A 19226-nucleotide genomic window follows, 5' to 3' on the forward strand; every position below is an offset into this window, starting at 1 on the left:
AAATATGATGGAATTTAGGGAATATTCATACGATTGATCGCAGGAGCAGACCGGATATGATTACACAAACCATCCTTATGGTTGCAATATATCTCTTCATCATCACCTCGCTCCTCTTTATCGGCCTCGATCATACGTATCGCGATATTCTCGCCCCGTTGAAGGACATCAGGCTGGTCATCATCGCACTACTGGTGAATCTCGTCCTCGTTCCTCTGACGGGCTACATCCTCGTCACCGTATTTGCTCTTTCCGGGGCAGTGCTGATCGGATGCATCCTGATGACCAGCGCCCCGGGTGCGTCCTATAGTCCCAGGCTGGCTGAAGTATCCGCAGGCAACGTCCCGTTCGCCACCGGGCTCATGTTCCTGCTTTGTACAACTGCCCTGGTATCTACACCGGTCACCCTGCTTATCGTGCTCCCGGAGAGCACCATGATGAATGTCTGGCCTGTAATCCGGTCCCTGATATTCCTGATGGTCATCCCCCTGATCGTCGGCCTCGCATTGCGGGCATACCGGCCGACGGTTGCTGATCGTCTGAAGGGGCCGGTCGTGCTGTTCTCGTACGTAATGATCCTCTTCGTGCTCATCCTGGCCCTGGCGACAACATTCGGTCCGGCAAATCCGGTCGGGATTTTCCGTGGTCTCTTTGGCTCCTACGGGGTCCTGGTGATCATTCTGGCCGTCGCCATATCGTTCCTTTTCGGGTTCCTCCTCGGAGGACCCAACCCCGGAATCCGCAGGTCGCTCGCAGAGAGCTCTGCGATCAGGAACTCCGGAATGGCGCTCCTCTTCGCAGCCAGCAGTTTCACAGCCATAATGAGCGATATCCTGACCGTCCTGATTGCATATACCATTATTCAGACGGTAATCGTCGGAATTGTTGCAGGACTGTGGCGGAGAAAGTCGGGGCTCATCCCGACGGATGATACCGCAAAGGCGGGGTCCTGAACCGACGCACCTCCGGTCTCAGGCCAGGTACGGGAATTTCAAAAGCCTGATGTGGGTAGTTCGTTCACCCGGTGAAACGCGTCCTGTCCGGGGGAGATGATGGGGATTTGACCGGACATTTGTAGGTCCAGGATCTAGTTATCTAGTTATATTGAGCGATATCTGCCAGGATACGCCTTTTTCCAGGAGATATCGCGCCTGGGGGAGCTGCCGTAGCAGGGGCGAAGCCCCGGGAACGTCACGAATACGAATGTCAAAAAAGCCGGTATTTTAAAAAATTTCCTAAAAAAGAAGAAATTTTAACGTTTTTTTCATGGGACGAGGCAGTGCTTTATCATCTCGGCTCCCCTGTAGTAACTACAGTTTTTCAAACTGTTTGAGTATACAACATGGAAACATCAAATTTTGGAAGTTCGAGAAATTCCGGACCCCGTGAAATGACAAAGGTAGTCTGTTCAGACTGCGGAAAGGATTGTGAAGTGCCGTTTAAGCCTACCGAGGGCAGACCTGTCTATTGCCAGGATTGCCTCCCGAACCACAGGCGCCCCCGGCTCTAAATTTTTCTTTTTCGGACAGCCCGCCCACAGGGCCGGCAGAGGTCCGGATGATCATTATCGTTTCGTAACAACTCCTTGACGTCGGCAGATTTTTTTTTATTTTCACATGAAAGGCCGGAAATTATAGAAAAAGTCATTAATGGAGGGTGATCCTTTCCTACCCGTATCCGGCCTGGAAAGGAAAGGTGCCATGAAGACCGAATGAACCGGATGAATTGCCGACGGTCGTCGTGTTCGCGCTACCGGAAAAAAATTACCCTAAAATATAGTTATTTTTTCTCAACCATTCCGTCTGCGTTCGAATATACCGGTAGACAATATCGCATTTCTCATCCTGGAAAGTCCAGGGAGCAACGATTAATGTATCGCCCTCGCGGATCCAGGTCCTTTTTTTCATGGTTCCCTTGATCCTTCCCATCCGGGTGACCCCGTCACTGCACCGGACACGGACATGATTTGCTCCAAGCATAGATTCAGCGTACGCGAACTGCTCTTTCTTCCATTTCTTTGGCAGTCTTGCCCGGACAATCGGTGTGCCATCGGCATTCACTGCATTCGGGTTTCGTTCGCCATTATCCTTATGTGATTTTTTTTGCATGCAACCAACTTTGTAGTCCCCTAAACGGTGCGTGATACGATGAAGGTATGTATAGGACGACATATTTCCCGGTTATCCAAAAAGAATGGACAAATTTTTCCGGGAAACCATGTTGTCCCGCACCGGGGGGAAACCCCGGCTCTCGTAATTAGTGGATCCTGAAGAAAAACAATAGTTCGTTGCACGCGTTTCCGGAGCTCGAAATACTTTAGACCTCGCCTCCGAGAATGGGATTTACCCGGGAATCTTCAAATAAAAGGTAAAAATTTAGGGGTGAATACCCGGAATCCCCGGAGGTCTCACTCCCGGTTTCAGATCGGGGCCCGGACCGAACCCTCTTCGAAATACTTCATCGCTTTCGGCACATACTTCTTGACTTCTGCGTAAAAGTACTCGGCAAACGCGGGATCGGAATCTCGTATCGCCCCGTAAATGGTGTTAACCAGCCAGTTCGGGAGTTCTGACTGCTCATCGAAGACATTCTTTATGACCACCACGGTCTCGTCTACGTCAACCTTCTTGTTCCAACGGTATGGCATGCAAATCCCTTCTTCAGGGTGCATTAACGGGTCAGGAATTATTTATAATTATTGCGGAGGTCCGTGGTACAAGAATATATGATGTTGCCTTCAGTGACTGTTGAGGTGGGAGGTCACGGTCGCCTGATACCAGCCTTATATACCCTATGCCCGCCTATTATAATGAACCAGAAAAGTCTGGACATGCATACGCCTTTTTGATGGGATTGGCATAGATTCCCCAGCGGACATCTACCGGGCGAAGAGTTATCGGAATCTGAATATTCGGAGTGGACCCTTGTTACCTCCGAATCGTTGTAAAACCATTCCAAGAACGAGATTATGATAAAAAGTTCAGTATATCCGACGGTTGTCGGGACGAGATCCGGGTATGTAATCCGTTTTACCTGCCCCAGTTGCTTTAAAGAGAATTCGATCGTCTTCAACATGCCAAAAGCCTATTTTAAGGAATCCAGGGAAGGAACGTGCGCGAAATGTAAGAAACACTTCACGGTCCTGACCCCTGGGCGGACCTGATCTCTTTTTGATTGCTGATATTAGTGGATACTGCAGTTCACAAAACCGCGGGTTTATCCGTGGGTATGGATTCGGCAAAGCACTGAAATTTCGTGATGGTCCCTTTTACCATTCCCGGCTTTTGGTGACTTCCTCCTGGTCTGCCACTTATGGAATTTTTACCCATAATGAAATCCCGTGCAGATCACCCTGCCTGTCCTCCCGAACCTGATCCCCTCCATCTCGAGCAGTGCCCGTTTCATTGCAGGACCGCCCTGAAAACCGCCAAGGGTGCAGTCGGAGCGGATAGCCCTGTGACAGGGTATGAGGATGGGGAAAGGGTTCCGGGCCAGGGCATTTCCGGCCGCCCTCGCCGCGTTTTCATTCCCTGCCCGTCGCGCGAGGAGATGATAGGTACTGACTTTTCCCCTGGGGATCCCGTGTTCCAGGCGGAGGACCGCCTCCTGGAACGGTGTGCATCTCTTGAAATTCAGCATTTCAAGAGGGAAACGAACATCATCCCCGCCCAGGAATGCAAGAACTGATGCGGAAACAGAGTCAATTTCCGGACAGGCTGATGAACCTGTCCCGGGACAGAGACGGAGCACCTCATCTATCGCGGAGACCCCCGGCCTTGAGATCAGGACCCTTTCGATCCTCACCGAACCTCCCGACCCGGACCAGACAAGGGCCACCGGACCGAAAGGTGTCGGTTGTACTATCGACCGGTACAGTCCCGGGCAATTGTCCGGATTCCTGGTCATGGCTGATTCTTCCCCTCATGGACGAGATAATCTCGCGTTCCCTTCCAGCGTTCCAAAGACGGCTTGGCATGGGAATGATCCATGTCTTTTCACCTGGCACGATACCCGATACCTGATGTGGGGATGTACCCCGCATCAAAAAAAAAAGATTGCCCAGCCGTGTTATCCCAGCGGGGCGACGGTTTTCCCGTAAATATCGTTCATAATCGGTGCAAACGCGGTATAGACCGCCGAGAATCCGCTTATAATGCCCACGTATCCTGCAAGCACCGTGATAGAGGTGATCCCGGTCGCGGCTCCCGCAGCCTCCAGGAAGAAGACCAGGGCAAGCGTACCGAGCACGAACTGGAGTGCACGGGACATCTTCAGCGATCCAATGAACAGGATAACCGTGAAGACTCCCCAGACGGCAAGGTATGCCGCCAGAGCGCCGCTTCCACCGATACCTGTGGCGAGCCCCAGCTCGGGGAGTATCAGCAGGGCCGCAAACGAAAGCCAGAACAGGCCGTACGATCCGTATGCGGTCAGACCGAACGTGTTACCTTTCTTCCACTCCATCATGCCCGCGGTAAACTGGGCGATACCACCATAGAAGATGATCATGCCGAGGATCATCGATCCGGATTCGATGAGACCGGCATTTGCCAGGCTGACCAGGATTATGGGCAACCCGTACCCGAGGAGTCCGAGTGCACCCGGTCCCCCGGTGATGTCTTTTACATGTACGATTCTCTCCACATTGCTCTCTGTCATGTGTCAATCAATCCTTTGCTACGAAATCAGGGTATGACACGAAGCTATAAATGGAAGACGATTTCCTTCTTGCTAAAATAAGTATTTTCCATAGGAATATCCTGCAATTTCTCCAAACTGCGTATAATATACCGGATTTTTTGAGGTTTTTCTCATTACGGGTCCTGGTGGTGTGAAACGGTAATGGCGGTGAACACAAGTGTTCGCGATTTTTCCGGTGAAAAAGAACCCTGGCCCCGGGACTGCCCCGGACTGCACAGGGTCGGCGGGACTCGTTTCGTTATTTATAAGTAAGCTTAACAGTCACATCTTCAGCGTGATACTTTAATGGACTGGATTGCCGTTATTTCATTCATTGCCGGAATAGTCCTCGTGGTAATCGGTATTGCCCTGATCCTCAACATGTCGATGATCATGGTGCTTTTTGAGAAGATTGTCGGGGCATTATGCGTGCTTCTGGGTGCGGTAGCACTCATTTTCGCCTGGAAACTGATAAAAAGTGTGAGTGTGTGAAAGCCCCTATTTTTTCCTCATCAGCCGGAAGAGGGCAACTATCCCGATGACAATCGCCACGATATAGACGATGAACGTGAGATAAAAAAGGTTCCCGGTGATCGGGGTGTCCGACGCATACACCACGAGGGACGAACCGATGACGATTGCGGAAGCGATCATCCCTATGAGAATCCGTTCGGAAGCGTCATTGATGCTCGTACTAAGTGTTTTCAGATCATTTGCCTCGATTTCAAGTTTAAAATCGCCATTTCCAAGACTCCTGAGTGTCTGGTTGACGGCACGGGGGAGGTTCATGATCCCTTCGGCCATCTCCATAAGGGAGAGTGGGAGCTTCCTGAACGTCTCCGAGGAGAGGTAACCGCTCCGTATGATCTCCTCGAAATACGGCTTTACCCGCTCGTTGAAGTTGAAACCCGGATCGAGCTTGACCGCGACATCGAAGATCATCCAGATCACCTTGAGGACCATCATCAGGGACCCGGGGACCATAAGGTGGTATTTCTGCAGGGCCTTGGGGAGCGAGTCCATGGCCGGCCCTACATTGAAATCTCCGATTGCAGTGGTCTGGTAATCGCGGAGGGCAGAGAACAGGTCGTCTTTTAAGGGTTCCATGTCCTCCTGCCGGATGACCAGACCCAGCTTTTCGAAACAATCGACGAGGGTGTCCACGTCGGAGTCGACGATGGCCAGCAGGACCTTGATGAAGATTTTCCTCCGTTCAGGCCGGACCAGCACCATCATCCCGAAATCGAGGAAGATAAGCTGCCCCTCTGGGGAGACGAGGAGGTTGCCAGGGTGTGGATCCGCGTGGAAAAAGCCATCCCTGAAGATCTGTCTGATATAGGCGTGAAAACCGACATCCGCGATCATCACCGGGTCCACCCCGTATGACCGGATCGTCTCGATATCGTCTATTCTGCAGCCCCGGACGAACTCCATGGTCAACACCCGCTCCCCCGAACACTGCCAGAATATTTTGGGGACCTTTATTTCGGGGATATCGGCCATCCCCGCCGCCAGGATCTCGGCATTTCTCCCTTCCCTGGTGAAATCAAGTTCTTTCCGGATCTGGACCGAAAATTCGTGGACCATCGCTTTCGGGTTATACACCCTGGATTCCGGCGAGAGCTTCTCGATCCTCTCTGCCATCTTCAGGAACAGGGGGAGATCCGTCTCGATCTGCGTCGCGATGCCTGGACGCTGCACCTTCACGGCAACTACAGTCCCGTCATGCAGCATTGCCTTATGGACCTGTGAGATCGAGGCGGCCGCAAAGGGTTCGGTCTCGAAACACTGGAAGGCCTGGTCGATCGGACCGCAGTATTGCTCCACGACCGGGCGTATGTCCTCGAATGGGAGGGGGGCCACTTTGTCCTGGAGCTTGGAGAGCTCCTCGAACATCTCCTGGGAGATCATCTCCCTCCGGGTGGAAAGGATCTGCCCGAATTTTACGAACGTCGGCCCCAGATCTTCAAGGACATGCCGCATTCGTTCATAAACGGACATGTTGGCGATATTCGGATGAAGCCTCCCGGAAAGGTTCATCTGTCGCAGTCCCGGGGACAGGTCTTCGAGCAGGGTGGTCCCAAACCCCCACTTGAGGAGAACATCCCCTATCTCCTTATACCGCTTGAGATTTGAGACGGTCTTTGTCTGCATATGGTAGTGTTGCAACCACTCCGGGCATAAAAGGTAATACCTTGAATGCGACCGGATCAGGAAAAAATTTCATTGCCGGGTCGACCCGGAAATTCCAGGCTCGGGGAATGCCGAACATAGCCGCATCTCCTCGGTCCTATTTATCGGCGGATACGGACTTTCTCCCCATTTTCCGAAACAGGAGCAACATTATGATCGCAGCAAGAATCACCAGGCATGCAACACCCACGCCGAGGTAGACATTGGTCAGAATAAGGTTCCAGATCAATTCCGAGCCGAGGGCGAACATGAGACACTCCGCGGAACCCCCGATGGCGATCGCGAGAAGTATCATTCCCGGGGAGAGTCCCACCATCATCCCCACGACGGTGGCACCGACGCCTCCCGTTCCCTGAAACGGGAGAAATACGAAAAATGCAACTCCAAGTGTCCTCCAGCGGGCGAGCCAGGGGCGATCCCGCATGAAATCGTTCCCCGATGCGATGAACCGGGAGATCCAGGGCCCGAGGTAGGGGAACCGAAGTGCGATTCCGAAATTGAGGATCATGAAGAGCCCGGTGAGCACATCCAGGAGCGCGAGCGCCGCCGCCATGAGCCACCAGGGGATCCCGAGCGCAATTCCCAGGGGAATGATCGATTCCTTCCCCGCGGGAGGGACGTAATAGAGGATCATCAGGCCTCCGAGGATCATGGCGGACTCACGGGGGACAATAAGGAAACACAGGAGGAAGAAGGCGAAGGCAATTGCCCCCGGTAGGATCAGGCGGAAAAGGAAAGAAACAGGTGAATATCGTTGATCTTCCGGGGTGAACCACGCGAGAACCATGCTGCTCCCATATTCCAGATGAGTTTGGCGGGCTTTGGTCTTATCTGTTATTCGTGGGAATCCTTCCCACAAACCGCGGGAATGTCGGGAGTATAGATGCATAATTAACGAAAAGAGCCCGACCCGTCCGGGAGGCATCGCTATTCGATCCCTGAGTAAGCGCTCTTCCCTTTTTGTCCGGGATCGCGGACCTGGGGGGAGAGAGACCCCACCCATGATGGTTCAGCCCAGGAGCCGGATTTTCGCCATACTCCATTTCAAAATTCTCTCTGAAATTCACCATTTCCCGTCAGGAAATCGGGGAGATATGTTTAAATATAATGAATAAAAGGCTGTATAGAGGAGCGATTTATGAAATGTAATTATCCAGTAAAAAAATCAATTATTTTTGATATTCCCGGTTTTCCGGATCCCTGCTTTCCTCTCAGTTACTCCCGGCAAAGTGCATTTTATCCGATAGGAGGCATATCCCCGGAGGGTTTGGACATGACTGGTGAACCGAGAAATAGCCCCGCAACAGTCTGGAACGAAACGGGGAGTGCACGGCCACTCAAGTCGGACGGGGGATATGCATGAACCCGGAGGAGGAGGTCGTAGTAGCCATCATTGATGATACCATCGCGACCGATACCCCGCACGGGCGAACGATCGCCCGCATTATCAAGGGCATGACCGAGTACGATATCCAGGTCTTCACCATCGCTTCGCTCGAGGGTGCCCGGTCCGCGTATGCCAATCTCCCTGACGTGGACTGTATCCTGATCAACTGGAGCCTGGGCGGTTCGCCCACACATGACGCCGCAAAAGAACTGATCGGTGAAATCAGGCAGAGAAACGAGGATATCCCGATCTTCCTTATGTCGGAACCCCTCGGGGTAGGCGAGGCCGAGCTGGACGTCGATACGATCCGGGAGATAAACGAGTACATTTACATCATGGAAGACACCCCTGAGTTTATCGCCGGTCGTATCAGGGCTGCCGCAAACAGGTACAAGGAAAGACTGCTCCCTCCATTCTTCGGGGCCCTGGTAAACTTCTCGAAGGACTTCGAGTATTCATGGCATACCCCGGGCCATGCAGGAGGGACGGCGTTCCGCAAATCTCCGGCGGGAAGGCTGTTCTTCGAGTTCTTCGGCGAGCAGCTCTTCAGGTCGGACCTCTCGATCTCGGTGGGAGAACTCGGGTCACTGCTCGACCATTCCGGCCCCCTGGGAGAGGCGGAACGGTATGCGGCCAAGGTCTTCGGTGCGGACCAGACGTATTTTGTCACGAACGGCACGTCCACCGCAAACAAGATCGTGTTCTTCGGGAGGGTGGTCCGGGACGATATTGTCCTTGTAGATCGGAATTGTCATAAATCGGCCGAGCACGCACTCACCATGACCCATTCCGTCGCGGTCTTCATGATACCCACCCGGAACCGCTACGGGATCATCGGCCCCATCCCCCCGGAGGAAATGACCCTCCGGAAGATCAGGTCGAAGATACGGGAATGCCCGCTGATCGAGGGACTCGGGAGTACCAAGCCGGTGCATGCAATCATCACCAATTCCACTTATGACGGGCTCTGTTACAAGGCAACGGAAGTGGAGGCGCTGCTGGGAAAAGCCGTGGACAGTATTCATTTTGATGAGGCGTGGTACGGGTACGCCCGGTTCAACCCGCTGTACCGGGACCGGTTCGCAATGAGGGACGGTGCCCGGGACGAAAAAGGTCCGACCGTCTTTGCCACCCAGTCCACCCACAAGCTGCTTGCCGCCCTTTCCCAGGCATCAATGGTCCATGTAAGGAACGGACGGGTGCCGATCGAGCATTCCAGGTTCAACGAAGGGTTCATGATGCACAGCTCCACCTCCCCGCTCTATACCATCATGGCCTCGCTTGACGTTTCATCGAAAATGATGGACGGGGCTGCAGGGAGGGTCCTGACCACCGAATCGATCGAGGAGGCGATACGGTTCAGGCGGGTCATGGCCCGGTTGTACCGCGAGATCTGCGGCACCGCAAAGAAACCAAAGGACTGGTGGTTCGGGATGTGGCAGCCGGAAACGGTTGCCGAACCGAAGTCCGGAAAAAAAGTCGCGTTTGCCGATGCGCCGTTCGAACTGCTCAGAGATGAGCCCTCCGCCTGGGTCCTGCATCCCGGGGAGAAATGGCACGGATTTACCGGGCTCCCTGACGATTACTGCATGCTCGACCCGATCAAGGTCACGGTGGTGATGCCCGGGGTGAAGGAGGACGGCACACTGGATACATGGGGAATACCTGCCGCAGTGGTGGTGAAATTCCTCGACACCAGGGGGATCGTGAACGAGAAGTCCGGCGATTATATCATCCTTTTCCTCTTCTCCATGGGCAATACCAAGGGGAAGTGGGGGACCCTTGTCACCGAGCTCTTCGAGTTCAAACGCCATTATGATGAGGAAACCCCACTGGAGGAGGTGTTCCCCGACCTCACGAACGCATATCCCGAGCGGTACGGTGGGATGACGTTAAAGAGCCTCACCGAGGAGATGCACCGGTTCAAGAAGGAGCATGGTATGTGCGAGCTGCTCCAGCAGGCATACTCCCTCATACCCGAGCCGGCGATACCATATGCCGAAGCATACAGAAAACTCGTCCGGGGCGAGGTGGAGCAGGTCCCGGTATCGGAAGCGGGTGACCGGGTGGTGGCGACAGGGATCTTCCCCTATCCGCCCGGGATCCCGGTACTGGCCCCCGGGGAACGGACCGGATCGCAGGACGGCCCGATCCTCCGGTACCTGAAATCGATGCAGGATTTCGATGCCAGGTTCCCCGGGTTCGAGCATGACACCCACGGGGTTGAAAATATAAAAGGCGAATACAGGATGTATTGTATCAAAGAGGGTCGATCGTGAGCGAAGAAACCGGTAACGAACAGAAAACAGGAATGTCACCCCCCAAGATCCTCGGGGTGTTCGCCCTGGCGATGATCAACGTCGCAGCGGTACTCAGTATCAGGAACTACCCCTCGATGGCGATGTTCGGGTGGGCATGCATCGGGTGGTACATCATAGGGACCGTGCTGTTCCTGATCCCTCTCTCCCTGGCGGCGGCGGAACTGGCGACCATGCTCTCGGACAAGGGGGGCGGCGTGTATGCATGGTGCCGGGAGGCCTTCGGGGATAAAGGCGGATTCGTGGCGATATTCTGTGAATGGTCGAATAATCTCGTATGGTTCCCTACGGTACTCGCCTTCATCGCCGCGACACTCGCGTATGCGATATCGCCCGTACTGCAGACCGACAAGATTTATCTGTTCGTCGTGATGATGATCGCGTTCTGGGGCACGACGACGATTGCATACTTCGGGGAGAACGTCTCCACGAAGTTCCAGAACGTGGGAGTGATCCTCGGAAGTATCATCCCTTCGGTCCTGATCATCATCCTCGGGGTCTGGTGGATCGCCTCCGGCCAGCAGATGGTGCTCCCCCCCTTCTCGCCCGGCGAGATCGTCCCCACGTTGAACCTGGCCACCCTGCCGTTCTTTGCAACGGTAATCCTGCTGTTTGCAGGCATGGAGATGGCAGGCTTCCACGCACTTGAGACGAAGAACCCGAAAACCGATTATCCCAAGGCGATAGCCCTCTCCGCGATTATCATCTTCCTCTGCACGGTCATCGCAACCCTGGCGATTGCCTTCGTAATTCCGGCAGACGACCTCAGTCTTGCCGCAGGGGTGATGCAGGCGCTCCAGTACTTCTTCGAGGCCGCGAATATTCCCTGGGCGGTCGCGCCGATGGCGGTGCTCATCACGATCGGCGGGGCGGTCTCGCTTGCGGCATGGCTCATAGGCCCTGCAAAGGGTCTTGGGGTCGTCGCGGTGGAGGGCAACCTTCCCCCCGTGTTCAACCGGCATAACAAGTACGGGTCCCCGGTAGCGGTCCTCCTGATACAGGCGGGGATCGGGACATTCATCTCCCTGCTGTACGTATTCCTCCCGTCGGTGAACCAGGCCTACTGGATCCTCTCGGCGATCACCGTTGAACTGCTCTGTATAGTATATTTCACGATCTTTGCCGCGGTGATCAAGCTACGGTACAGCAAACCGGATGCACCCCGACCTTTCAAGATTCCGGGAGGGCTAGCCGGAATCTGGATTATCGGGGGCATGGGGGCCTTCGGGGTAATGTTCTCGTTCCTTGTCGGGCTCATGCCGACGGGTGAGTTCACTGCAGCAGAAACGGTTTCCTATGTCCTTGGCATTCTGATCGGTACATTCCTGCTGGCGGTGCCCCCACTGATCTTCCTGAAGATGAAAAAACCGAGCTGGGTCGAGGAGGGGGCAGGCGAATGACCGTGCCTCCGTATCCTCTCCGGATCGCATGGAACGGAGGGTTCCGATGAGCAGAGCAGACGAGGTCCTGGTGATCATCATTATCCTGGCCCTGGTGCTTATACCGTTCGGCTGGGTCTTTGTACTGTTTCCCGGTCATACCTATTACGTGAAGACCGGAGAACCGCTACAGCAGGCGGCACAGAACGCCGGGCTGACGATCGTGAACACATCCCCGGTACAATGGCCGTTCCCCGGGGCGACCGGAGGTACGCGTTATATCCTCGAGGATAGCGCAGGGAACACCGTGACGGTGCAGACCCAGACATTTGAGAGCATGCAGTCCCGCGACGCGGCCATCCAGGCGTTTTCCGCCCAGACCGTGGGCAAAGGCAGGCCAATCGGGACTATCCTGGTGCATGGGCAGGAACTGATCTATATTCCTGCGGACCAGACCGGGATCCTTGCCCTGATTGCATCCGAATTAAAAGCCATGGAAAAATCCATGCCCCTTTGAATTTTCATTCCGGAAGGGAGACGAACCTCTTTTTTTACCAGGGTCACCGCCGGCATTGATGAGGGCACGATGTCCGGAAACGGGGAGAGTGTGAACTTTCGTATACCTCCCTGAATATCCGGGCAATCATAGAAGGGGACGGGGCGGTGGCAAAGTATTTTACCGGGAAGGGTGAACGAATGGCTCGATATGGACCGGAAACAGGACCCCGCTAATCCCGACGACAAGTCGGTCCTCATATCGGGAGGCGGCATAGCGGGTCTCACGCTGGCCATTCTCCTCAGGGAGAGCGGATGGACCCCCCTGGTGATCGAGAAAGGACCCTCGCTCCGGACGGAGGGGTACATAATGGACTTTTTTGGAACCGGGTGGGACGTTGCAAGCACCCCGAGTTTTTCCTGAATTTATCGTTCCGGTCCCAATCTTAAAGACTACACCTTCCGATATATGCTCACCCGGGATAGTCTCCCGCAACTCAGGCAGTGTACAATGGCTTCCGCTCATGATACGACCGTTCCGGCCCCCCTGCTCGAATTCAGGGATGTCACCGTGATGAAGGAGGGGAAGAAGGTCCTTGATTCCCTCGCGGTTACCCTCCTGGAAGGCGAACATATCGCCATCCTTGGTCCGAACGGCGCGGGAAAATCCTCGTTCATCAAGACGATAACCCGGGAATATTACCCGGTGAACCGCGAGGACATGATCTTTCGGATCTGGGGCAGGGAACGCTGGCACGTGTTCGACCTCCGCGCACTCCTCGGCGTGGTCTCAAACGACCTGCAGTACACCTTCACCAGGGAGATTTCGGCAAGAGAGGCCGTAATTTCAGGATTTTTCTCAAGTGTGGGGTTGTTTTCCCAGCACGTCACCTGCGAGATGGAGGAGAAGACAGACCGGATACTCGAATTTTTGGAAATCTCCCACCTCCAGGACCGCCTGATGACCGAGTTATCCTCGGGAGAAGCCAGGAGATTTCTTATCGGGAGGGCCCTGGTGCATGACCCCAAGGCCCTCATCCTCGACGAACCGACCAACAGCCTCGACCTGCACGCGCTTCACACGTTCCGGCGTACCCTTCGCAAAGTGGCCGGGTCCGGGACCGGGATCATCCTGGTGACCCACAACCTCCCGGACATAATCCCCGAGGTGTCCCGGGTAATCCTGATGAAGGACGGCAGGTTCTGGAAAGACGGTCCGAAGAGGGATATTCTCACGGCATCCAACATGGAGGCCCTCTTCTCTGTGCCGGGCGTCCGGGTCAGGGAAGAAGAGGGATATTTTTACGCCACGGGGTACTGAACCGGTCCTGCCATAAAATGAGATGAGGAGATCGCTCTTTTTACAGTTTTTCTCTCATTCTCTGGATATAATCGTCCAGGTGAGCTTTCATGGACGTGATCGCGTCCCGGGACTGTTGATCGGGGACTCCTTCAATACGGTCGAGTGCGGTCCTCGCAAGGGTCGCGAAGTTCATGGCCAGTGCATACTGGTTGGAGTTTTCCGCGGAGGCAGCTTCGGCGATATCTTTTCCTGCAGTCGAGATCGAGGTAAGATATCCTAGGTATTCGTTGCGTTTCAGTTCGTTTGCCTGGGTTGCGAAATTCAAAATCCCAATCATCGAGGTGTGATACCCATCTGCGGTGGAGCTCATGTCGAGGGCCGCCATGCGGAGGTTCGCAGGGGAGTAGGTGACGCCTGCATCGGTTGATGAGGAATAAAACTTTGAATTCACATTCAGAATCTGAGCGGCCACATCGACCGATGACTGCGAGTACAGGGAGGAGAATGCGGAATCGCCCGACGACGTCTGCGTGGCAGGGGGGCCGGTCGTGGGAGGAGCTCCGCCCGGGACAGGAAACGGGGCACTGCATCCGGCAAGGATAAGGGAAAGTGTAAGGATCAGCATCAACGCCGGGATTTTTCCATGGATATTCATAGTTCCTGATTCGGTTTCGACCAGATAAAAACTCTTCATTTCTGGTCGCCCGAAACCCCCCGTGCTACCGGGAGGGCTCTCGTTACGCACCCTCCCTCCCCTCACCCGCCCTTGCGGAGAGGTCTCCCGAGTTCTTACCCGTTACGTCCGGACACCCCTGTCCCTGACCACCCGGATCACCATCCACGAATAGTTTTACCTGGCAGGAGTCGAACTGCATCCGTTCCGCTCTTTTGTTCATATGCTCCCGGTCGTGGCATTCCCTGCACAGGAGGATCAGATTGGAGGGTTCGGAGTTCCCGCCGAAGCAGAGCGGGACCTTGTGATGCACTTCCAGCTCACAGGGGATGCCGCAGATCGCACAATGCCACCGGTACCGTTCGGCAACCAGGACCGAGACGAACCGCCAGGCACAACTCCCGGGCCGCACTCCCGGACGGATCAGTTCGTCCCACCACTTTGCAATCCACCGGTCGCGATTACTCCACGATTCCCAGAAACGAGGATTACCCGGAATCATGGGGCCCTGTTCCCGCATAGCATGCCGATTGTTCTCGTACGTGTGTGCTTTGTGTCATGGGAAGGCAATCGGGTCATTTGCGTGCAATAATCCACTCTGATCTCAGGAACATAACGGGATCCGGTGAGGGGCGAAAGTGATCCCACCCGGCAACCGCCACCTTTAAGGTGCCAGGAACGGTAGAGAGAGCGAAAAGATCCTTATAACGCTCAAATGAGGAATTAACATGAAAATCGCAATTATCGGCAAAGGGCATGTCGGGTCATCGCTCGGTGCGGGACTGGCGCGGGCCGGACATGAGATACGCTACGGGCACCGGGACCCACGGGAGCCGGTATCCGATGCGGCGAACTGGGGGGAACTGATCATTATGGCAGTACCGTTCGGGGAGGTGGAACATACGGTGAAAGAGATCGGAGGTGCGGCTGACGGGAAAATCCTTATCGACGTCACAAATCCCCTGGACCAGAACATGGAACTCGCGATCGGATTTTCAACTTCGAATGCGGAGAACGTCCAGAGAATGCTCCCGAACGCACGCGTAATCAAGGCATTCAACACGGTGTTTGCGCAGAACCAGAGCACGGCGAGGGTCGGGGAGCATCAGCTGACCGCGTTCGTTGCCGGCGACGATCCGGATGCCAAGACCACGGTGATGCACCTGACGAAAGGGATGGGATACGATCCTGTGGATGTGGGCCCTCTGAAAAGCGCCCGGTATCTCGAGCCGATGGGGATCATGATCATCGGCATGGCGTTCAAACTCGGTATGGGGGTAAATATCGGGTATAAACTGTTGAAAGGCTGACGAGCATCCGCAGGCGAAGAGGACTATCGCAGCCCCGGATGTACCATTATGCATCACGCACGCCCCATGTTCATCGCACGTGCCCGGATGATATGCAACAATCCTCGTTTTCATCGTCCGGGGACGGGAGTGGAAAAAAATTCAGGGGGATCCCGGCTGATACCAGTCGGGAAGGACGAAGTCCGCCTCTTTGAGACCTGCAGGCCAGACAATCTTCGGCCGCAGGGCCTGGAGAGAATCGTCCCAGTAGAGCTGTTCCATATAGAGCGTGAACTGTGCTTCGTGGGCCTCTTCCGTGAAGGATATCTCGCCTCCCTGCATGGTCTCGATGATCTCCGGTATACTCATCGACCCGAGCGTGTCCTGCACCCGGGCCTTATCCAGGCTGCCGGCTTGTTCTATGGCATTCGCGGCGATGTACACACCTTCGTAGGTCGTGGCCCCCATCATCCCGGGAAGCCCTCCCCACCTGCTCTTGTATGCCTCCTTGAAGGCTGTTGCAGCAGCGGCCGTGCTCCCGCCCGGAACGGTGTACGGTGAGAAATGACTCTCGATGACCGAGCCCGCGCCGTACTGGCCGAGACTTGAGTAATAATCGGGATCGTCGTTACACTCGACCGCCAGGAAAATGGTGTCGAGCCCCACGTCCCTCCGGGCCTGGATGATCATCGGGGCCTGTTCGTTCAGGAATGCAGCGGCATAAACCGCATCAGGCCTGGTGGCCTTTACCGAGGTGAGCAGAGTCCGGAAATCGGTCTCCCCCATCTTGAACGATTCGTTGCTTACCAGCTGGATCGGAAGTCCCTCACGCTGGATAGTGGCTTCAACCGCCGAAAGTACTCCTTTTCCATAGGGGCTGTCCTGATACACGATCGCCAGCCGCAGGGGTCGGTCGGCACTGTAACCGTACTTCTCGTTTATCGCCGGCCGTATTACCTCGCTGATGAATTCGGTCGTCTGTTTTCCGTAATCGTCCGTGGTAGGGCAGAAGTGGTACATATAGCTCGTATCGACATCCGTCCTTCGCGTGATCGTGGGACTAGAGGCCCCGGTAATGATGTAAGGAACTTTATTGTCGGCGACGATGGACTGGTGGGCCGTAGTGACCGCACTGGAGAACCCCCCAACGAGCACATCGACATTGTCGTTCGATATCATTCTGGATACCGCTTTCTGGCCGCCCTCCCTGGTCGACTCGTCGTCACCCTGGACGAGCACTATCGGGATCTTTGCCCCGAGGTCCTTTACATACACCCCGCCGTTGGCATTAATCTCGTCGGCTGCGATCATGGCCGACTGCCACATGTCCTTGCCGGTGGCGCTCGCGGGCCCTGTGAGCGATGCGACCACCCCGATTTTAGCTTCTTTTACCGCCGGCGGGGCCGAAGAAGTCTGCATCTGCGTGCACCCGGCAATCAGGACCATGCAGATTATGCAGGCAAGGAGTGCACCGAGCACGATCTTCTTCATAATCCCTCACCGATATTCCGCACTCTCCATATTTCTGCGCGTGTACGTCGCCGGGACCTCGGCATGACCGCCGGTCTCCGGAGGGCGCCCCGCCCGGTCTCTGCTTCCTGTAGAAAGATTTCACCCATGATGAACACCATCCGGTAAACTCTTATTATACGCCTTTACAGGGGATCCGGCAACCTGCCAGGTCCCCTATCTAAAAAAGAAGAAAAAGGTGTCTGCTACCGGGCCTGGTGATGAACTACCGGATCCATGTGATACAGACATGAGTTTACCTGATCTCACTATTTCTGATTTGGGAATATATAGCTTGCCATGTTATGACATGGCAATGTTTTGTGGTAAAGGGAGGAACGTGGAGGTATGCGATCCCCCCCGGGCCGTCCTGGACAGACGACGTTACGGGCTTCTTTTCACGGGCATTCCCGGTGTCGGGGACACAATATCCTGAGAGTCACGTCCGGGAAATGGCGACACCCCCCCTCTCGCAGAGGGATCCCGCAGGCATCATTCTCAGCCGGATCGTCGCCTGGGGCCCCGGGCACCGTGACCCTCACGCCCTTGTGCCCCGAAATAAAAACGGCCCCGCACCGGGTGTCGCTGTAGCATTATTACCGATGAAGTCGTTCTGTGATACTGGAGAGTTTTCTTGGCAATCGACTGGTACATGGATTTCGTGGACACAGGGTATACCCCCGGGAAGGACGAACTCGTATGCCTTTACTATTTCGAACCGGCGGAAGGCATCGGCAGGGAAGAGGCGGTGGGAAGGATCGCGTCGGAGAGCTCGACGGGTACATGGACCACCCTCTTCACCCTGCCTCCCCGGATGAAAGACCTCCAGGCCACCGCATTCCAAATCGAAGGAAATTTCGCGAAGATCGCATACCCGCTCGCGCTCTGGGAGGAGGGGAACGCCCCGCAGCTGATGAGCGGGATCGCCGGGAATATCTTCGGCATGAAGGCGCTCGCGAACCTTAGATTGATCGACGTCTCCCTTCCGGCTGAATATATCACGCATTTCAGGGGCCCACATTTCGGTATGGAGGGTATCCGGAAGATGATGAAGGTCCACGGGAGGCCACTTACCGGGGCGGTCCCCAAGCCTAAGATCGGGTTCTCCGCGCAGGAGCATGCCGAGGTGGGGTACGAGACCTGGATGGGCGGGTTCGATTTCGTAAAGGACGATGAAAATCTTACTTCAACTCCCTTCAACCGTTTCGAGGACCGGGTGAAACTCATGGCAAAGATGCGGGACCGGGCCGAGAAAGAGACCGGGGAGACCAAGTCCGCGTTCATAAACATCACCGCCGAAACGGAACTGATGAAGAAAAGGGCCGAATTCCTTGCGGATTACGGCTGGAATTATGCCATGATCGATGTCGTTGTCGCCGGAACCGCCGCGGTCTCCACCCTCCGGGACCACTGTTCCGACCTTGGGCTGGCGATCCATGCCCACCGGGCCATGCATGCCGCGTTCGACCGGGACCAAAAGCACGGCATCACCATGCAGTTCCTCGCAAAGCTGATGCGCCTTATCGGGGTTGCCCAGATCCATACCGGGACCGCGGTCGGCAAGCTTGCGGGAACGAAGAAGGAGTCTCTGCTCCTGGCGAACCTCCTCCGGGAGCAAAAGACAGAAGCGTCGGGGAACATGCTCCTGGAGCAGGACTGGGGGGGGATAAAAAGTGCATTTCCGGTCTCTTCGGGAGGGCTTCACCCGGGGCTGGTCCCGGAAGTACTCGATATTTACGGCATCGACCTGGTGCTCCTGGTGAGCGGAGGGATCCACGGGCATCCTGACGGAACAAGGGCAGGAGCGACGGCGACCATGCAGGCCATCGAAGCCTGGAGCGAAGGGATTACCCTGGATGAAAAAGCGGGGACTTCACACGAGCTCGCCAGGGCGCTGGAGAAATGGGGCTATTACAGGCCAAAATAGGGTACCGCTCCAGGAGTCTGTACGAGTATGGGCTCATGGTTTTATGTCACTTCTTTTTTTAGTATACTGCTTC

At 55.2% G+C, this 19226-nt stretch carries 19 protein-coding genes; 10 read left to right on the forward strand and 9 right to left on the reverse strand.

Annotation, left to right across the window (positions count from 1 at the left end; all coding sequences use genetic code 11):
- Positions 1–56 precede the first annotated feature (56 nt).
- Entirely contained in the window at positions 57–953 is an 897-nt protein-coding gene (locus J2741_RS08580; protein WP_209674864.1) for a bile acid:sodium symporter family protein, read from the forward strand.
- 389 nt (positions 954–1342) lie between these two features.
- Complete coding sequence (locus J2741_RS08585) at positions 1343–1510, forward strand: CxxC-x17-CxxC domain-containing protein (RefSeq protein WP_209674866.1); 168 nt, start codon at positions 1343–1345, stop codon at positions 1508–1510.
- Between the two features lie 253 nt (positions 1511–1763).
- On the opposite strand, the gene eif1A is transcribed toward J2741_RS08585, so the two are convergent.
- From eif1A to J2741_RS08605, 4 genes are all read right to left on the reverse strand, one after another.
- Entirely contained in the window at positions 1764–2171 is a 408-nt protein-coding gene (gene eif1A / locus J2741_RS08590; RefSeq protein WP_342452249.1) for a translation initiation factor eIF-1A, read from the reverse strand.
- 248 nt (positions 2172–2419) lie between these two features.
- Positions 2420–2671, reverse strand: a complete 252-nt coding sequence (locus J2741_RS08595) for a hypothetical protein (RefSeq protein WP_245249464.1) — start codon at positions 2669–2671, stop codon at positions 2420–2422.
- A 650-nt stretch (positions 2672–3321) separates the two neighbouring features.
- The gene (locus tag J2741_RS08600; protein WP_209674868.1) at positions 3322–3906 is read right to left on the reverse strand and encodes a methylated-DNA--[protein]-cysteine S-methyltransferase; all 585 of its coding nucleotides are present in this window, start codon (positions 3904–3906) and stop codon (positions 3322–3324) included.
- A gap of 162 nt (positions 3907–4068) precedes the next feature.
- Positions 4069–4659, reverse strand: a complete 591-nt coding sequence (locus J2741_RS08605; RefSeq protein WP_209674870.1) for an acetate uptake transporter — start codon at positions 4657–4659, stop codon at positions 4069–4071.
- A gap of 327 nt (positions 4660–4986) precedes the next feature.
- Here J2741_RS08605 and J2741_RS08610 point away from each other — a divergent pair, with 327 nt between their 5' ends.
- Entirely contained in the window at positions 4987–5172 is a 186-nt protein-coding gene (locus tag J2741_RS08610) for a hypothetical protein (protein WP_209674872.1), read from the forward strand.
- Between the two features lie 6 nt (positions 5173–5178).
- On the opposite strand, the gene J2741_RS08615 is transcribed toward J2741_RS08610, so the two are convergent.
- Positions 5179–6834, reverse strand: coding sequence for an ABC1 kinase family protein (locus J2741_RS08615; protein ID WP_209674873.1), 1656 nt, complete (start codon positions 6832–6834; stop codon positions 5179–5181).
- 136 nt (positions 6835–6970) lie between these two features.
- Complete coding sequence (locus J2741_RS08620) at positions 6971–7660, reverse strand: small multi-drug export protein (protein WP_209674874.1); 690 nt, start codon at positions 7658–7660, stop codon at positions 6971–6973.
- 572 nt (positions 7661–8232) lie between these two features.
- Between J2741_RS08620 and J2741_RS08625 the strand changes: the two genes are divergently transcribed.
- From J2741_RS08625 to J2741_RS08645, 5 genes are all read left to right on the forward strand, one after another.
- Positions 8233–10539: an Orn/Lys/Arg family decarboxylase gene (locus J2741_RS08625; RefSeq protein WP_209674875.1), complete on the forward strand. Its 2307-nt coding sequence runs from the start codon at positions 8233–8235 to the stop codon at positions 10537–10539.
- A complete protein-coding gene (locus tag J2741_RS08630) occupies positions 10536–11978 on the forward strand; it encodes an APC family permease (protein WP_209674876.1) in 1443 nt (480 codons plus the stop codon). Before J2741_RS08625 ends, J2741_RS08630 begins: the two co-directional genes overlap by 4 nt.
- 46 nt (positions 11979–12024) lie before the next feature.
- Positions 12025–12474, forward strand: a complete 450-nt coding sequence (locus tag J2741_RS08635) for a hypothetical protein (RefSeq protein WP_209674877.1) — start codon at positions 12025–12027, stop codon at positions 12472–12474.
- 189 nt (positions 12475–12663) lie between these two features.
- Positions 12664–12876, forward strand: a complete 213-nt coding sequence (locus tag J2741_RS08640; RefSeq protein ID WP_209674878.1) for an NAD(P)-binding protein — start codon at positions 12664–12666, stop codon at positions 12874–12876.
- A gap of 45 nt (positions 12877–12921) precedes the next feature.
- On the forward strand, positions 12922–13773 hold the full coding sequence (locus J2741_RS08645; RefSeq protein WP_394357418.1) for an ABC transporter ATP-binding protein: 852 nt from the start codon (positions 12922–12924) through the stop codon (positions 13771–13773).
- Positions 13774–13813: 40 nt separating this feature from the next.
- Here J2741_RS08645 and J2741_RS08650 read toward each other — a convergent pair whose 3' ends face one another.
- Both J2741_RS08650 and J2741_RS08655 read right to left on the reverse strand, forming a co-directional pair.
- Positions 13814–14380, reverse strand: coding sequence for a hypothetical protein (locus tag J2741_RS08650; RefSeq protein WP_209674879.1), 567 nt, complete (start codon positions 14378–14380; stop codon positions 13814–13816).
- A 112-nt stretch (positions 14381–14492) separates the two neighbouring features.
- A complete protein-coding gene (locus J2741_RS08655) occupies positions 14493–14930 on the reverse strand; it encodes an HNH endonuclease (RefSeq protein WP_209674880.1) in 438 nt (145 codons plus the stop codon).
- Positions 14931–15156: 226 nt separating this feature from the next.
- On the opposite strand from J2741_RS08655, the gene J2741_RS08660 reads away from it, so the two are divergent.
- Positions 15157–15738 (forward strand): NADPH-dependent F420 reductase, encoded by a 582-nt coding sequence (locus tag J2741_RS08660; RefSeq protein ID WP_209674881.1) that lies wholly within the window; start codon positions 15157–15159, stop codon positions 15736–15738.
- Between the two features lie 141 nt (positions 15739–15879).
- Here the strand turns inward: J2741_RS08660 and J2741_RS08665 are convergent, their stop codons facing one another.
- On the reverse strand, positions 15880–17208 hold the full coding sequence (locus J2741_RS08665) for an ABC transporter substrate-binding protein (protein WP_209674882.1): 1329 nt from the start codon (positions 17206–17208) through the stop codon (positions 15880–15882).
- A gap of 652 nt (positions 17209–17860) precedes the next feature.
- Between J2741_RS08665 and rbcL the strand changes: the two genes are divergently transcribed.
- Positions 17861–19153: a type III ribulose-bisphosphate carboxylase gene (gene rbcL / locus J2741_RS08670; protein ID WP_209674883.1), complete on the forward strand. Its 1293-nt coding sequence runs from the start codon at positions 17861–17863 to the stop codon at positions 19151–19153.
- Positions 19154–19226: the final 73 nt, after the last annotated feature.

This window comes from Methanolinea mesophila, from assembly GCF_017873855.1.
GTDB classification, from domain to species: Archaea; Halobacteriota; Methanomicrobia; order Methanomicrobiales; family Methanospirillaceae; genus Methanolinea_B; species Methanolinea_B mesophila.

What these genes read in the sequence shown, in the direction of transcription:
- J2741_RS08605 (WP_209674870.1), bottom strand. Translation starts at nt 4,659, where the DNA reads ATGACAGAGAGCAATGTGGAGAGAATCGTACATGTAAAAGACATCACC.
- J2741_RS08640 (WP_209674878.1), top strand. Translation starts at nt 12,664, where the DNA reads ATGGACCGGAAACAGGACCCCGCTAATCCCGACGACAAGTCGGTCCTC.
- J2741_RS08650 (WP_209674879.1), bottom strand. Translation starts at nt 14,380, where the DNA reads ATGCTGATCCTTACACTTTCCCTTATCCTTGCCGGATGCAGTGCCCCG.
- J2741_RS08645 (WP_394357418.1), top strand. Translation starts at nt 12,922, where the DNA reads ATGCTCACCCGGGATAGTCTCCCGCAACTCAGGCAGTGTACAATGGCT.
- J2741_RS08585 (WP_209674866.1), top strand. Translation starts at nt 1,343, where the DNA reads ATGGAAACATCAAATTTTGGAAGTTCGAGAAATTCCGGACCCCGTGAA.
- J2741_RS08655 (WP_209674880.1), bottom strand. Translation starts at nt 14,930, where the DNA reads ATGATTCCGGGTAATCCTCGTTTCTGGGAATCGTGGAGTAATCGCGAC.
- J2741_RS08610 (WP_209674872.1), top strand. Translation starts at nt 4,987, where the DNA reads ATGGACTGGATTGCCGTTATTTCATTCATTGCCGGAATAGTCCTCGTG.
- J2741_RS08595 (WP_245249464.1), bottom strand. Translation starts at nt 2,671, where the DNA reads ATGCACCCTGAAGAAGGGATTTGCATGCCATACCGTTGGAACAAGAAG.
- J2741_RS08665 (WP_209674882.1), bottom strand. Translation starts at nt 17,208, where the DNA reads ATGAAGAAGATCGTGCTCGGTGCACTCCTTGCCTGCATAATCTGCATG.
- J2741_RS08635 (WP_209674877.1), top strand. Translation starts at nt 12,025, where the DNA reads ATGAGCAGAGCAGACGAGGTCCTGGTGATCATCATTATCCTGGCCCTG.
- J2741_RS08580 (WP_209674864.1), top strand. Translation starts at nt 57, where the DNA reads ATGATTACACAAACCATCCTTATGGTTGCAATATATCTCTTCATCATC.
- J2741_RS08620 (WP_209674874.1), bottom strand. Translation starts at nt 7,660, where the DNA reads ATGGTTCTCGCGTGGTTCACCCCGGAAGATCAACGATATTCACCTGTT.
- eif1A (WP_342452249.1), bottom strand. Translation starts at nt 2,171, where the DNA reads ATGTCGTCCTATACATACCTTCATCGTATCACGCACCGTTTAGGGGAC.
- J2741_RS08615 (WP_209674873.1), bottom strand. Translation starts at nt 6,834, where the DNA reads ATGCAGACAAAGACCGTCTCAAATCTCAAGCGGTATAAGGAGATAGGG.
- J2741_RS08600 (WP_209674868.1), bottom strand. Translation starts at nt 3,906, where the DNA reads ATGACCAGGAATCCGGACAATTGCCCGGGACTGTACCGGTCGATAGTA.
- J2741_RS08660 (WP_209674881.1), top strand. Translation starts at nt 15,157, where the DNA reads ATGAAAATCGCAATTATCGGCAAAGGGCATGTCGGGTCATCGCTCGGT.
- J2741_RS08625 (WP_209674875.1), top strand. Translation starts at nt 8,233, where the DNA reads ATGAACCCGGAGGAGGAGGTCGTAGTAGCCATCATTGATGATACCATC.